The sequence below is a fragment of the Enterobacter sp. RHBSTW-00975 genome, assembly GCF_013615235.1.
In the GTDB taxonomy this organism is placed as follows: domain Bacteria; phylum Pseudomonadota; class Gammaproteobacteria; order Enterobacterales; family Enterobacteriaceae; genus Enterobacter; species Enterobacter ludwigii.
The window spans coordinates 2,062,444-2,075,866 of sequence record NZ_CP055883.1 but is presented as its reverse complement, the minus strand read 5'-3'; the positions used below and the strand labels follow the sequence as shown (position 1 = coordinate 2,075,866).

Genomic DNA, 13,423 nt, shown 5'->3' with positions numbered 1-13,423 from the left:
ACTGCTCCTTACAGGGCGAAAAGCCGGGTATTGGTCATGGCGCGTTCGTTTTCCGGGCGCGTCAGAAGCGCGTTAACGGCCCCCTCTTCATCCTCAGCCTGTCGCCAGCTCAGCGCGACCGGTCGTGGGGCATATTCCCGGGACGGATCCATCGGATGCTGCAGCGCGGTCATCACCACAAGCGTGTCCATGGGGGCGTACAGCTCCACGTAACTGCCCGACTGCGAATAGCCGCCGTGGAAGGTGAACTGACCGCGGTCATCGACGGTGACTTTGCTGAAGAAGTTGACCACCATCAGCAGATCTTCGAGATTGAGATCCCACTTCCCCATCTCCACCAGCAGGTTGTCCGTTCCGTTTCGGTAAAACCCGTTGCGCAGTTCCTGATAGCGTCCCTGGCCATACTTTTCAGTCACCTCGGCGGCGTTCAGTACGCCGCCAAACGGGTCATGCCAGCCGCAGGTATCTGCGGTGATGCCTGCCAGCACGCGTCCCATGTCGGAGTAAAAGCAATGTCCGGCGGTCAGACGCGCGGTGTGCTGGCCTTTCAGGGTGTCGGGCAGGTTCAGACGTTCACTTTTCTCGTGCGGATTCAGCATCAGCAGGCTGACGTTTGCTCCACCTTCAATGTCGGTCATACGCAGGATCTGCCCGCGCTTAAGCACAAATGAGAGGTGACCGCCGCCGGGCAGGATCTCTTCACGTAACATGGTCATGGTATTCACGGTGTTAACCCCTTAATGCATAAACGTTATCGGGAGCCGTTCCACTCAGCGCGGAGAGCCGCGTCTCGTTGAGCGGAATGTCGTAGGTAATACGGGCGCCAAAGGCGTTGGGCGCCTGCGGGTCGAGGCGCACTTTGTCGAACACCAGTAAGCGGGTGCCGAGGTTAAAGCCTTCCGAAAGATCGTGGGTGACCATAAAGACAGTCATGCGGGTCTCCCCCCACAGCTGAAGCAACAAGGCGTGCATATCTTTACGGATACCCGGGTCCAGGGCGCCAAACGGCTCATCCAGCAGCAACACGCGCGGTTGCATGATGAAGGCCTGCGCAATGGCTAAACGTTGCTGCATACCGCCGGAAAGCTGGGCCGGGTATTTGTGCATCGCATGCCCGAGACCGACTTTTTCCAGCATCCCGGTGGCCCGCTCACGCGCCGCGCGTTTCTTTGCCCCAAACAGGCGCCCGAACAGCGGCGCTTGCGGCAGTTCCAGACCTATGGTGACGTTATCCAGCACGCTGAGATGCGGGAAAACGGAGTAGCGCTGAAACACCACCCCCCGGCTGCTGTCCGGCTCGGCGCGCAGCGGTTTACCGTCGAGCGTAATGGACCCTCGGCTGGGCGCTTCCTGACCGAGCAGCAGGCGCAAAAACGTGGATTTTCCGCAGCCAGAGGCCCCCACCATTGAGCAGAACTCGCCCTCTTTCACCTGCAGATTGAGGCGCTCCAGCACCACGTGTTCGCCGTACTCCTGCCAGATATTGTTGATGGTGATAAAGCTCATGCTTTCCCTCCTTCCGCCCAGGGAAACCAGGTTTTATGTAACTGGCGCAGGGTCAGATCCATCAGCCAGGCCAGCAGCGTGATCCACAGGACGTACGGAATGATCACATCCATCGCCATATAGCGGCGCACGAGGAAAATGCGATAGCCCAGCCCGGCGGTTGAGGAGATGGCCTCTGCCGAAATGAGAAATAACCATGCCGACCCCAGCAGCAGACGCAGCGAGGTCAGCAGCCGCGATAGCAGCTGCGGAAGTACCACGCGCAACACCAGCGTCCAGCTGTTGGCACCCAGCGTCTGGGCTTTGATCAGAATCTCCGGTGGGATTTCGCACGCGCGATGCTCCAGATCGCGCGCCAGCATCGGAGTGATGCCGATGACAATCAGCATCACTTTCGACAGTTCATCCAGCCCGAAAACGATAAATAGCACTGGCAGGATCGCCAGCGGCGGGATCATCGACAGCACCGTCATCAGCGGCGAGAGCGACGCGCGCCACAGCGGGAAAACACCGGCGGTGACGCCAACACAGAGGCCGATGATCGAGGCGATGACCAGCCCCGTCAGAAGACGGGCAAGGCTCACCAGCGTATCCACCCAGAACAGATAGTCACCGCTGCGTTTATCCGGGGTAAACGCCATGCGTGATAGCGCGTCCAGCATCTGCTGCAGGCCAGGCAGCAGCTTGTCCTGCGGGTTAGCCTCCAGCCTGACCGCGGAACCGAAAAAGTACGCGGCCAGCAGCAGGACGAAAGGCAGCATCACGAGCATCAGCCGCATGCCGGGCGTGGGATGGCGATTAATTTGTCGCATGGATGTTCCGTCCGTTATTACAGCGTGCCGGCAGCGGCCATTTTCACGAAGCTGTCGTCAAAGCGCAGCTTCACGTTGCTGGCATCGCCCTGGGTGACATTGCCCGGGAAGCGCATGCCGATGAAATCCGCGCTTTGCGCCCCATCGCCCAGCAGCCCTTTATCGAACGAAAACGTGGCTACGCGCTGCATGGTTTTCGCCAGCTCCGGCGACGTTAAAAAGGCAATATTGTCCTGCGGGGTATAGAACAGGTGGGTTGTTTTCAGCTGCGCCTGATAACCGGCCAGATCGGTACCGGAGGCGGCGGCCATTGCGTTGAGCACGGTGGCATCCTGCGCTTTCATCAGCCCCATCATCTCGTACCATGCGCCGGTTAATGCTTTGCCAAGCGCCGGGTTGTCTTTCAGGGTTTCGCTGTTGACCACCATCATGTCGATAAGCTCACCCGGTACCTGAGAGGAGCTGAACACTTCTGTTGTTTTTGGCGTGCCTTTGATGACCGACAGCTGCGGGTTCCAGGCTACCGCCGCCTGCACATTTGCCGTGCCAAAAGCGGAGACGATGTCCGCGTCAGACGTGTTTACCACGGTGACGTCTTTTTCGGCCAGGCCGGCTTTTTCCAGGCCGCGCACCAGCAGATAGTGGGAAACAGAGAGCTCAGGCAGGTAGACTTTCATCCCTTTCAGGTCGTTGAGCGTTTTGCCCTCGCCCTTCATCACCACGCCGTCGTTGCCTTCTGAATAGCTGCCAAGGATCAGCGCCGTGGTATCAACGCCGCCCGCGGCCGGTATGGTCAGCGCATCCATATTGGTCATGGTGCAGCCGTCAAACTGGCCCGCAGTGTACTGGTTGATGGATTCGATATAGTCGTTGAGCTGAACAACATTGATTTTGATGCCGTATTTATCGGCCCATTTATCGATGATTTTGCTACTGCTGAGGGTGCCCCAGGGCATCCAGCCGGCGTAGATGGTCCAGCAGACGTTGAACTCTTTCTTCACCGCAGCAAAGGTGGGGAGACTGACCAGCATCGCCAGGGAGAGTACCAGGGTGCGGAATAATGGCGTTTTCTTCATGCTTGACCTCTGAGTGGCACAAAATTAGGGGGCAGCGCGACACCTTCAGGTGCTGCTGTCTCCCGGGCTTTTGTCCCGCCGTGTAACCTCTCAGAGGTCGCCAGCTCTTGGACCAGCCATTCACCGCAGTGAACCGGAACCCTAGCCAGCTATTTTTCAAATTGTGGTGTGCTGCCCTTCAGTGTTAAGCGTTGCAAGGGATATGCCAGAATTTTTTATGTTAATTATTAAACTGTTAAGTCTGCCTGTGCAGGCTCTTTCACCGTTTTGGTGAGACAAGGCGAATTGAGTGCACCGTGCTGGTGCTCTTTGGGATGACGCGTGGTGCTGACGGCGTTGCCCACAGAACGTGTCTGCGACAGCAGGAAAGGCTCAAAATGATGTGCTGGTTTTTGCCAGGTCTTTCATCATCGTCGTCGTCAGGCTGAGCTGCTCGCTTCCCATTTTACGTGACAATTCCTCTCTTGCGGACTGCCATACGGGGATCACGGATGTCAGAAGCGCCCACCCCTGCGCGGTCAGGCTAAGTTGTTTTCCACGGCGTCCGCGCCCCCCCGTTGATTCAATAACCCCACGGGACTCCATAATCCGTATGTTTCGGCTCAGTGTGGTTGCATCCACCCCGGCCTTTGATGCAAGCCCTGCCACCGTTTCATTTACGCCACCGCCGATCCCCACCAGCAGGCTGAACTGTTCTGCCGTCAATTCATAAGGTCTGAAGCAGGCGTTGTAATAACGCGTAATAGCCCGTGCTGTTGCACGTGCCTGATACGCCGGACAGGTTTCGGGGATGGTTTTTAGTAACGCCAGATCAACAGTGTTCATACTTTACGCTCGACAGATACGGTGAGATAAAATAGTGTATATACACTATTAACGCTATTCAAGGTATCATGATGCCCGCATTTATCCATATCAATTTACGTGTTATCGACCCTGCACGGCAGGCCAATCTTGCACCTCGCTTCAGACTGGCACTTGAAGAGGCCGGCGGCAAAATTCTGCATTTTGGTCCTATTGTTGAAGTCCTTGAAGGCGATGAAGAACCGCTACCCTTTGCCGGCATTTTTGAGTTCCCTTCACTGCAGCAGGCGCTGGCGTTTTACCATTCGGAAAAATATGCCCCGATCAAAGCTGAACGCCAGCTGGCACAGCAGGCAAAAATGTTCGTTGTCACCACTGACTAAGCGTTTCGTTTCCTTGCCTGCGGTATCGTTTCCAGATTTCTCCACCCGTTCGCCAGAACCGGTGTAGAGTTTTTAAACACTGCATCTCTAAAAGGACACCGGCATCATGTTAAGCATCCTGGGCAAGACAACCTCGATCAACGTACGTAAAGTGCTCTGGACCTGCGAAGAAGCGGGTATCGAGTATCACCAGGAAGACTACGGCAGCGGTTTTGCCTCCACGCAAACCGCTGCCTTCCGCGCCCTGAATCCCAACGCCATGGTTCCCGTGCTGCTCGATGACGAGTTCGTCCTCTGGGAATCTAACGCAATCTGCCGTTATCTGGCCCGTAAAGCCGGCCGTGAGGATCTCCTGCCAACGGAACCGCAGGCCTGCGCCAACGTCGAACGCTGGATGGACTGGCAGGCAAGCGAATTTAACAATGCCTGGCGGTATGTCTTTCCGGCACTGGGACGCAATAACCCGGACTATAACGACCCGGAGCGTATTGCCGCCGGAATTAAAGCGTGGAACCACTGCATTGCTATTCTGGAGGAGCAGTTGCAACGCACCGCAGCCTATACGGCGGGCGAGGTGTTTACCCTTGCAGACGTGGTACTTGGTCTCTCGGTGAACCGCTGGAAAATGACGCCATTTGATAAGCCTGATGTGCCGGCAATTAACGCCTGGTTCGAACGGCTTAATCAGCGACCGGCATTTTTACGTCACGGGAATAACGGTATGGTGTAAGTTTTTCAGCCCACACACATTCAGCAAGGATATTTTATTTAATTACAAAACCCTGAATGCCGTTATCAGGAATAATAATTAAGCAATATCCTGGACAGCCCGTTGCACCGCTTTGCTAGCCTGAATAGTCAGGCAAAGCTCAACCCGGAGGTATTCTTGCTGATTAAACTCAAAAAAGAACGAACGCATCAGGAGGATCGCCTGCTCGCACTCTGGCTGGCGACCTCTGCAGGCTTGCTCAACGCCATCGCCCTCGGGGCATTTGGCTTTTTTCCCTCCCATATGACCGGCAATACCTCCCAATTATCCAGCGAAGTTTCCTCTACCGATCTGAATGATATTTTGTTCTTTGGCGCCATTATTCTGTCTTTTGTTGCCGGCGCAATCATGGCCCGTATCATCGTGTTATGGGGGATTATCCATAATATCAGGCTGGTTTTTTGCCAGATACTGTTGGTCGAGGGATTATTACTGACCGGCGTTTCCTGTTACGAGATGTATTTCCATGCCCTCACGACTAACCGTGAAATTATTATCTTTCTTTGTGGTCTGATGGGGATTCATAATTCAACATCGACCCAGCTTTCCGGCGGCCGGGTAAGATCAACCCATATTACCGGCACGCTGACGGACGCGGGAATATCTCTGGCCTCGGTCCTGGTGGCGATGCTCCGCCGGGATTATTCCAAAGATACGGCAGCGCAAAAAAGTCAGCTCAAAACCCACTTAACCACCATTTTCTCGTTTATTACCGGCGGTATCGCCGGGCTGCTCCTGTTCAGGTGGATTGGGTTTAACGCCATGCTGGCGCTTGGGGTAATGCTCGTCGTTGTCGCCGCCTTTTCCATCATCAGCACCTCAGTGCGCGTTCGCCGGGTGCGCGCCGCCTTCAGCCGATAATGAGGGTCGCAGGCGTGAGGAAACGCTCACGCTCTGTGACACCGTCACATTTTAAATTACGCTTTAGGACAATTCTGTCTGCCCCACAGCCAGCCCTTGCTCCATAAGGCTTAACCTAAGGTTGTCACTAATTTCATAGGGTTACTGATTTTCCCCCTTCGCTGGAACCCATCCCAAACGCTTGCTATAGGTCATCTACCCCTGCCGAAACATGGCATAACAACAGGCAACCCGTGGTTGCTATAACGCATGCGCACAGGGAGACACATCGCAATGCACCCATTACTCAAACGTTCGCTGCTTTTTGTCGGCGCCATTATTGTGGTCATTGCCCTCCTCACCTGGGGAATTGGGCTGGATACAATTAAGGCGCGTCAGGTTGACCTGATTTACCTCGGGCAACAGCATTTAATCCTGGTATTCTCCTCCATGTTCTTTGCCCTGCTGATGGGCATTCCCAGCGGCATTTTGTTGAGCCGCCCGTCAGCACGCGGTATCGCTGAATACGTGATGCAGATCTTTAACGTCGGTAATACCCTGCCGCCGCTGGCCGTTCTGGCGCTGGCAATGGTGGTGATTGGTATCGGTGATACGCCTGCGATTATCGCCCTGTTCCTCGCCTCGCTGCTGCCGATAGTGCGAAACACCTATGCCGGACTGTGCTCGGTTCCGGCGTCGTTACTGGAAGCGGCTAATGGCATTGGGATGACGAAATGGCAGCGTCTGCGCCAGGTCGAACTTCCCAACGCCTGGCCGGTAATGCTCTCCGGGATCCGCATTGCCACCGCCATCAACGTGGGTACCGCCCCGCTGGCCTTCCTGATTGGTGCCAGCAGCTACGGCGAACTGATTTTTCCCGGTATCTACCTCAACGACTTCCCGACGCTGATCCTCGGCGCGGCGGCCACCGCCCTGTTTGCTCTGATCCTCGACACCCTGCTGGCTGCGCTGGGTCGCGTGATGAGTCCACATCTCGCTCGATAACAATAACAAGGAGCTTTTATGAGACTGATATCCAGCCTGACGGCGCTGTGTGCCGCGGCACTGTTCACCAGCCAGGCGATAGCGGCCCCGCTGATCCTGGCGACCAAGAGCTTTACCGAGCAGCACATTCTCTCGGCCATGACCGTCCAGTATCTGCAAAAGAAGGGGTTTCAGGTCCAGCCACAGACCAATATTGCCACGGTAATTTCCCGCAACGCGATGATCAACAAACAAATTGATATGACCTGGGAGTACACCGGCACGTCGTTAATCATTTTTAACCACATCAACAAGCGCATGTCGCCACAGGAGTCTTACGAGACGGTGAAACGCCTGGACGCGAAGCACGGTCTGGTATGGCTCAACCCCGCCGATATGAACAATACCTACGCCTTCGCCATGCAGCGTAAACGCGCCGAAGCGGAACACATCCACACCATGTCTGAAATGGTCGCAAAGATTGAGCAGATCCGTAAAACCGATCCGGATAAAAACTGGCTGCTGGGTCTGGACCTCGAATTTGCCGGACGCAGCGACGGGATGAAACCGCTGCAGGCGGCATACAACATGGAACTGGATCGCCCGCAGATCCGCCAGATGGACCCGGGCCTGGTCTATAACGCGGTGCGGGACGGTTTCGTCGATGCAGGGCTTATCTATACCACCGACGGGCGGGTAAAAGGCTTCGACCTGAAGGTGCTGGAAGATGATAAAGGCTTCTTCCCGAGCTATGCGGTCACTCCCGTGGTGCGTAAAGACACCCTTGACGCCAATCCGGGTCTGAAAGAGGCGCTGAATACTCTCTCCGCCCAGCTCAATAACGACGTTATCACCGAACTGAATAAGAAGGTGGATATCGACCATCAGTCACCGCAGCAGGTCGCCCGTGATTTCCTGCGTAGCAAACAGTTGCTGTAGGAGGCGCTATGGAGACGATTCACTACATTCTGGATAACTGGGACTATCTGTTAACCCTGACGCTGCAACACCTGTGGCTGGTGGCGCTGGCGGTTGGGCTAGCCATACTCATTGGCGTCCCTCTGGGGATTTTGATTGTCCGCCACAAATGGCTGGCGACGCCGGTGCTGGGGATTGCCACCGTCGTGCTGACGATACCGTCCATTGCGCTGTTTGGCCTGATGATCCCGCTCTTTTCGCTGATCGGTCAGGGCATTGGTGCCCTGCCCGCTATCACGGCGGTGTTTCTTTACTCGTTGCTGCCAATTGTGCGTAACACCCATACCGCGCTGGACAGCCTGCCGCCGGGCCTGCGTGAAGCCGGACGCGGTATCGGGATGACCTTCTGGCAGCGTTTGCGCTGGGTTGAAATCCCGATGGCACTGCCGGTGATTTTTGGCGGTATCCGCACCGCCGTCGTGATGAACATCGGCGTGATGGCCATTGCCGCAGTGATTGGCGCTGGCGGCCTTGGCCTGCTGCTGCTTAACGGCATCGGCGGTAGCGATATTCGTATGTTAATTGCGGGTGCGCTGATGATCTGTCTTTTAGCGATTGTGCTCGACTGGCTGCTGCATCGTCTGCAGGTCGTTCTGACTCCAAAGGGGATACGATAATGATAAAACTGGAAAACCTCACCAAACAATTTTCACAGAAACACGGCCAGAGCGTTAAGGCCGTCGACAACGTCAACCTCAACGTGCCTGAAGGGGAAATGTGCGTCCTGCTCGGCCCGTCAGGCTGTGGGAAAACCACCACCCTGAAGATGATTAACCGTCTGATCGCACCAAGCAGCGGCACGATCCTGATTAACGGCGAAGACACCAGCGGGATGGATACCGTGACCCTGCGCCGCAATATTGGCTACGTTATTCAGCAGATTGGTCTGTTCCCGAACATGACCATTGAGGAGAACATCACCGTGGTGCCGCGCATGCTGGGCTGGGATAAAGCCCGGTGTAAAACCCGCGCTGAAGAGCTGATGGATATGGTGGCCATGGACCCGCATAAATTTCTCAACCGCTATCCGCGTGAAATGTCCGGCGGTCAGCAGCAGCGTATCGGCGTGATCCGCGCCCTGGCGGCGGATCCTCCGGTACTGTTGATGGATGAACCGTTCGGTGCGGTGGACCCGATAAACCGCGAGGTGATCCAGAACCAGTTCCTGGAGATGCAGCGCAAACTGAAAAAGACCGTGATGCTGGTCAGCCATGACATCGACGAGGCCCTGAAGCTTGGGGATCGTATCGCCGTCTTCCGCCAGGGGCGTATTGTCCAGTGCGCCAGCCCGGACGAACTGCTGGCAAAACCGGCGAACGAGTTCGTCGGCTCGTTTGTCGGCCAGGACCGTACGCTCAAGCGTCTGCTGCTGGTATCGGCAGGCGATGTCACCGACCAGCAACCGACCCTCACCGTGCGGGGCTCTACCCTGCTTTCTGACGCCTTTGCGATCATGGATGACAACGATATTCGCGCCATTACCGTCGTGGACGATCGGGGTAAACCGCTGGGCTTTGTGAAGCGTCGGGAAGCGCGTAATGCCAGCGGCACCTGTGCCGATATCCTGCATCCGTTCCGTATGACCGGCAAAGCGGAGGATAACCTGCGCGTGGTGCTTTCACGGTTGTATGAGAGCAACACCAGCTGGATGCCGATTGTCGACGAAGAGGGCCGCTATAACGGCGAGATCTCACAGGATTATATTGCCGAGTATCTCAGCTCCGGCCGTACGCGCCGGGCGCTGAATATTCACAGCGAGAGTTAAGCGAAAACACTCCGCCGGGCGGGCCAGACGTATGGCGCTGACCTGCCCGGCGGCACGCTCCCCTACAGCGCATTTGCTCAGGCCGACACGGTTCATCGCACGCATACCTTTTGCTAACCCCGCGATTTCCCCTCACAATATTGTATCTCCCACGTTTAATTGCGGCCCATGCAACGTCTTCACGCTTATCCCGACATCCGCGCGATGTTTCGCAGACTTCTGATTGCCACCCTTATCGGCATACTGGCCGCGCTGGCCGTCGCGGTGTTCCGCCACAGCATGTATCTGCTGGAGTGGCTGTTTCTCAGTAACAACAGCGGCAGTCTGGTGAATGCCGCGGCTGCGTTATCCCCGTGGCGTCGCGCGCTGACGCCCGCGCTGGGAGGGCTGGCGGCGGGGTTACTGTTGTGGGGATGGCAGCGGCTTACGGCGCAACGTCCTCATGCGCCGACAGATTATATGGAAGCACTGGAGACGGGCGACGGCCAGTTTGATTATGGCTCGAGCCTCGTAAAATCCCTTGCGTCACTGCTGGTTGTCTCCAGCGGGAGCGCCATCGGCCGCGAAGGTGCCATGATCCTACTTGCGGCGCTGGCCGCCTCCTTTTTCGCCCAACGCTTTACGCCGAAATCCGAATGGAAATTATGGATTGCCTGCGGAGCCGCGGCCGGGATGGCCAGCGCCTATCACGCGCCCCTGGCCGGTAGCCTGTTTATTGCCGAAATTCTGTTTGGCACGCTGATGCTGGCCTCGCTCGGGCCGGTGGTGATTGCGGCGGCGGTAGCCCTGCTTACCACGCGACTCTTAGCGCCCGGTGCCGGTACGCTCTATGACGTCCATCTGAGTGGCCTACTCAGTGCGGCAGATTATGGCCTGCTTGTCGCGACAGGCCTGCTGGCGGGACTGTGCGGACCGCTGCTGATGTGGCTTATGGCGTTCAGCCATTCGTTATTTCTGCGTCTCAGGCTTTCGCCGCCCTGGCAACTGGCGCTCGGCGGAGCGATCGTCGGGCTGCTGTCGCTCCTGACGCCTGACGTGTGGGGGAATGGCTACAGCGTGGTTCAGGCTTTTCTGCTCGCCCCACCGCTGCTGTCAGTGATAGCAGGTGTATTTATCTGTAAATTGCTGGCGGTACTGGCAAGCAGCGGTTCTGGCGCGCCGGGCGGGGTTTTCACACCGACGTTGTTTGTCGGCATGGCCACAGGAATGCTGTTTGCACAACTCTTCGGGCTGTGGTTTCCGGGGTCTGAAACGGTGATTTTGCTGGGGCTGGCAGGCATGGCGACGTTACTCGCCGCGACGACCCATGCGCCCATTATGTCTGCGTTGATGGTCTGTGAAATGACCGGGCAGTATTTTTTGCTGCCCGGTTTGCTGATTGCCTGCGTGATCGCGTCCGTCTTGTCGCGGACGTTACGCCACGACTCGATCTACGGACAACATGCGACCGAGGGAAGAGAGATCGATGTACTGCGCTAATTCACGCTGTTCGGCACGCGGCAGATAAGGCAGCTCGCCCACCAACGGTCCCGGCAGTTTTTTGCTCAGCACGTCGATGATTTCCGCGTAGTGCGCCAGGCCCGGGTTGATACGGTTTGCGACCCAGCCAATCAACGGCAATCCGTCATTGGCAATCGCCTGCGCCGTCAGAAGCGCATGGTTGATGCACCCTTCCTGAATACCGACCACCATGATCACCGGCAGTTGCTCCTGCACCACCCACTCAGAAAGCGGGCGCAGATCGTTCATCAGGCTGCGCCATCCGCCGGTACCTTCCACCACGACATGGTCGGCCATCTCGCTCAGGTTCGCCAGACCGTCGGACAACAGGGTGTAATTAATCAGACCGCTGTGCGCCACGCTGCTTTCATCTTCGCTTAAGGCAATGGGATTGATCGCGTGATATGGCAGTTCCAGTGACGAGACGCTTTGTAACACCAGGGCGTCTTTATTCCGCAATCCTTCGGGCGTCTCTTTACTGCCTTTTGCGACCGGTTTGTACCCTGCAACGCGTTTACCGCTTGCTGCCAGAGCCTGTAGCAACGCGCGGGATACAACGGTCTTGCCGACAGAGGTATCTGTACCCGTAACAAAGAAACGCTTAAGCATGACTCATTCCACCTCTTGGGTATGCTTCGAAAATATAAACCAGAGAAATAATTCAGTGGGGGAAGTCTACGGGATGCGTGCGCTACCCAGCTTGAGATAGCGCAATTTTTCGTACATCTGCGGAAAAGAGTTAACCCTGTAACAGGCGGATCAGCAGCGAGCCGTTATACATGGCGTCCTTGACCAGGGCTGCTCCAGCCATGGTGCCCTGATTGGAAAACTGGGTGCTTTCCACGGCAATATTTTTGCTGTAGGCCGGGAGCGCCTGTTGATGAATACAGGCCGAGATAGCCGGGAAGAGGATTTCCGCCGCCTGACTCAGCGGTGAGCCAATCAGGATTTTTTGCGGGTTGAAGAGATTCACCATAATGGCCAGAATGCGGCCAACGTTATTCCCCACTCCGGTAATAATATCCTTTGCCAGCAGATCCCCCTGACGCGCTGCGGCGCAGAGTGAATCGACGGTCAACGGTTGTCCGTGCAGCGAAGAGCTCATGGACTGGCTGAGCCTGACCTGCGCCAGCTCCAGCACGCTTTCCACGCTGGCGATGGTTTCCAGACAGCCATGGTTGCCGCAGTAACAGCGCTTGCCGTAGGGATCGACCTGCGTGTGGCCTATTTCGACCAGACTACTGCTTCCGGCATGCAGAAGGCGTCCGTCGGTGATGACGCCCGCCCCGACGTTATGGTCAATCACCACCTGAATCACGTCCCTTGCGCCGCGGGATGCGCCAAACAGCGCCTCCGCCATCGTCCAGGCGCTGATGTCATGCTGAATATAGACCGGCACGCCGGTGTGATTTTTCAGCACCTCGCCCAGCGGCATCTCTTTAACATCGTCGTAGAACGGCATGCGGTGCACGATTCCATTTTCGGTATCAATAATACCCGGCATGGTGATCGCAATGGCCGTTAAGCGTTCAAGGCGTTGCTGATGGCGAATAAAGAAGTGATCGATATGGGTGACAATGGCATCGAGGAGCGATTGTTCAGCCTTGAGCGGCAGCTCCAGCCGGTCTTCTACCACCAGCTTGCTGCTTAAATCGCGCAGGGCAAGGAAGATCTCTCCCCGGCTAATGCGCAGTGACAGGTAGTGCCACGCTTCGGTCTCCACCACCAGGCCGACCGCCGGACGGCCGCGGCTGCCCGGCTCCTGAATTTCCGTCTCCTGGACCAGGTGGGCTTCCAGCATTTCACGAACAATCTTGGTAATACTGGCAGGTGCCAGTTGTGCCAGGCGCGAAAGATCGATACGCGAAACCGGGCCAAGCTGATCAATCAGGCGATAAACCGCGCCAGCGTTGGTCTGCTTAATCTGATCAATGTGCCCTGGCTGACTATCAGCAACCACCTCGTACTCCCTTATTTTCGAGCATCGAAATAAACTGTGGGCTATG

15 protein-coding genes and 1 riboswitch are annotated in these 13,423 nt (G+C 56.5%); of the genes, 8 read left to right on the top strand and 7 right to left on the bottom strand.

What is annotated here, in order from left to right; all coding sequences use genetic code 11:
* Positions 1-8: 8 nt before the first annotated feature.
* From HV340_RS10065 to HV340_RS10045, 5 genes are all read right to left on the bottom strand, one after another.
* On the bottom strand, positions 9-716 hold the full coding sequence (locus HV340_RS10065; protein WP_032679675.1) for an urea amidolyase associated protein UAAP1: 708 nt from the start codon (positions 714-716) through the stop codon (positions 9-11).
* A 13-nt stretch (positions 717-729) separates the two neighbouring features.
* Entirely contained in the window at positions 730-1,506 is a 777-nt protein-coding gene (locus HV340_RS10060; protein WP_063925022.1) for an ABC transporter ATP-binding protein, read from the bottom strand.
* Positions 1,503-2,318: an ABC transporter permease subunit gene (locus HV340_RS10055; protein WP_063925023.1), complete on the bottom strand. Its 816-nt coding sequence runs from the start codon at positions 2,316-2,318 to the stop codon at positions 1,503-1,505. Before HV340_RS10055 ends, HV340_RS10060 begins: the two co-directional genes overlap by 4 nt.
* A 17-nt stretch (positions 2,319-2,335) precedes the next feature.
* Positions 2,336-3,394, bottom strand: coding sequence for a putative urea ABC transporter substrate-binding protein (locus tag HV340_RS10050; protein ID WP_032681129.1), 1,059 nt, complete (start codon positions 3,392-3,394; stop codon positions 2,336-2,338).
* A 57-nt stretch (positions 3,395-3,451) separates the two neighbouring features.
* A riboswitch (guanidine-I (ykkC/yxkD leader) is annotated at positions 3,452-3,550 on the bottom strand.
* A 216-nt stretch (positions 3,551-3,766) separates the two neighbouring features.
* Positions 3,767-4,219, bottom strand: a complete 453-nt coding sequence (locus HV340_RS10045; protein WP_014169866.1) for a MarR family winged helix-turn-helix transcriptional regulator — start codon at positions 4,217-4,219, stop codon at positions 3,767-3,769.
* Between the two features lie 71 nt (positions 4,220-4,290).
* Here HV340_RS10045 and HV340_RS10040 point away from each other — a divergent pair, with 71 nt between their 5' ends.
* The 8 genes from HV340_RS10040 (at position 4,291) to clcB (ending at position 11,396) form a co-directional block, all read left to right on the top strand.
* Positions 4,291-4,581: a DUF1330 domain-containing protein gene (locus HV340_RS10040; RefSeq protein WP_063925024.1), complete on the top strand. Its 291-nt coding sequence runs from the start codon at positions 4,291-4,293 to the stop codon at positions 4,579-4,581.
* Between the two features lie 106 nt (positions 4,582-4,687).
* On the top strand, positions 4,688-5,311 hold the full coding sequence (locus tag HV340_RS10035) for a glutathione S-transferase (RefSeq protein WP_014169864.1): 624 nt from the start codon (positions 4,688-4,690) through the stop codon (positions 5,309-5,311).
* Positions 5,312-5,467: 156 nt separating this feature from the next.
* Positions 5,468-6,211 (top strand): YoaK family protein, encoded by a 744-nt coding sequence (locus HV340_RS10030; RefSeq protein WP_049022289.1) that lies wholly within the window; start codon positions 5,468-5,470, stop codon positions 6,209-6,211.
* Between the two features lie 273 nt (positions 6,212-6,484).
* A complete protein-coding gene (osmY, locus tag HV340_RS10025) occupies positions 6,485-7,195 on the top strand; it encodes an osmoprotectant ABC transporter permease OsmY (RefSeq protein WP_063925025.1) in 711 nt (236 codons plus the stop codon).
* Between the two features lie 18 nt (positions 7,196-7,213).
* Positions 7,214-8,113: an osmoprotectant ABC transporter substrate-binding protein OsmX gene (gene osmX, locus HV340_RS10020; protein WP_063925026.1), complete on the top strand. Its 900-nt coding sequence runs from the start codon at positions 7,214-7,216 to the stop codon at positions 8,111-8,113.
* An 8-nt stretch (positions 8,114-8,121) separates the two neighbouring features.
* Positions 8,122-8,769 carry an osmoprotectant ABC transporter permease OsmW gene (gene osmW / locus HV340_RS10015; protein ID WP_063925027.1) on the top strand — a complete coding sequence of 216 codons (648 nt, stop codon included), beginning with the start codon at positions 8,122-8,124 and terminating at the stop codon, positions 8,767-8,769.
* Positions 8,769-9,917 carry an osmoprotectant ABC transporter ATP-binding protein OsmV gene (gene osmV / locus HV340_RS10010; RefSeq protein WP_014169859.1) on the top strand — a complete coding sequence of 383 codons (1,149 nt, stop codon included), beginning with the start codon at positions 8,769-8,771 and terminating at the stop codon, positions 9,915-9,917. Before osmW ends, osmV begins: the two co-directional genes overlap by 1 nt.
* A 168-nt stretch (positions 9,918-10,085) precedes the next feature.
* A complete protein-coding gene (gene clcB / locus HV340_RS10005; protein ID WP_049022295.1) occupies positions 10,086-11,396 on the top strand; it encodes a voltage-gated ClC-type chloride channel ClcB in 1,311 nt (436 codons plus the stop codon).
* Here clcB and bioD read toward each other — a convergent pair.
* On the bottom strand, positions 11,331-12,026 hold the full coding sequence (bioD, locus tag HV340_RS10000; RefSeq protein WP_014169857.1) for a dethiobiotin synthase: 696 nt from the start codon (positions 12,024-12,026) through the stop codon (positions 11,331-11,333). The two genes, clcB and bioD, sit on opposite strands and share 66 nt — an antisense overlap.
* A 130-nt stretch (positions 12,027-12,156) precedes the next feature.
* Positions 12,157-13,377, bottom strand: a complete 1,221-nt coding sequence (gene mlc / locus HV340_RS09995; protein ID WP_020884286.1) for a sugar metabolism global transcriptional regulator Mlc — start codon at positions 13,375-13,377, stop codon at positions 12,157-12,159.
* Between the last annotated feature and the right edge of the window lie 46 nt (positions 13,378-13,423).

Coding starts and splice junctions, on each gene's coding strand:
- HV340_RS10065 (WP_032679675.1), bottom strand. CDS start 716: ATGACCATGTTACGTGAAGAGATCCTGCCCGGCGGCGGTCACCTCTCA.
- HV340_RS10060 (WP_063925022.1), bottom strand. CDS start 1,506: ATGAGCTTTATCACCATCAACAATATCTGGCAGGAGTACGGCGAACAC.
- HV340_RS10055 (WP_063925023.1), bottom strand. CDS start 2,318: ATGCGACAAATTAATCGCCATCCCACGCCCGGCATGCGGCTGATGCTC.
- HV340_RS10050 (WP_032681129.1), bottom strand. CDS start 3,394: ATGAAGAAAACGCCATTATTCCGCACCCTGGTACTCTCCCTGGCGATG.
- HV340_RS10045 (WP_014169866.1), bottom strand. CDS start 4,219: ATGAACACTGTTGATCTGGCGTTACTAAAAACCATCCCCGAAACCTGT.
- HV340_RS10040 (WP_063925024.1), top strand. CDS start 4,291: ATGCCCGCATTTATCCATATCAATTTACGTGTTATCGACCCTGCACGG.
- HV340_RS10035 (WP_014169864.1), top strand. CDS start 4,688: ATGTTAAGCATCCTGGGCAAGACAACCTCGATCAACGTACGTAAAGTG.
- osmY (WP_063925025.1), top strand. CDS start 6,485: ATGCACCCATTACTCAAACGTTCGCTGCTTTTTGTCGGCGCCATTATT.
- osmX (WP_063925026.1), top strand. CDS start 7,214: ATGAGACTGATATCCAGCCTGACGGCGCTGTGTGCCGCGGCACTGTTC.
- osmW (WP_063925027.1), top strand. CDS start 8,122: ATGGAGACGATTCACTACATTCTGGATAACTGGGACTATCTGTTAACC.
- osmV (WP_014169859.1), top strand. CDS start 8,769: ATGATAAAACTGGAAAACCTCACCAAACAATTTTCACAGAAACACGGC.
- clcB (WP_049022295.1), top strand. CDS start 10,086: ATGCAACGTCTTCACGCTTATCCCGACATCCGCGCGATGTTTCGCAGA.
- bioD (WP_014169857.1), bottom strand. CDS start 12,026: ATGCTTAAGCGTTTCTTTGTTACGGGTACAGATACCTCTGTCGGCAAG.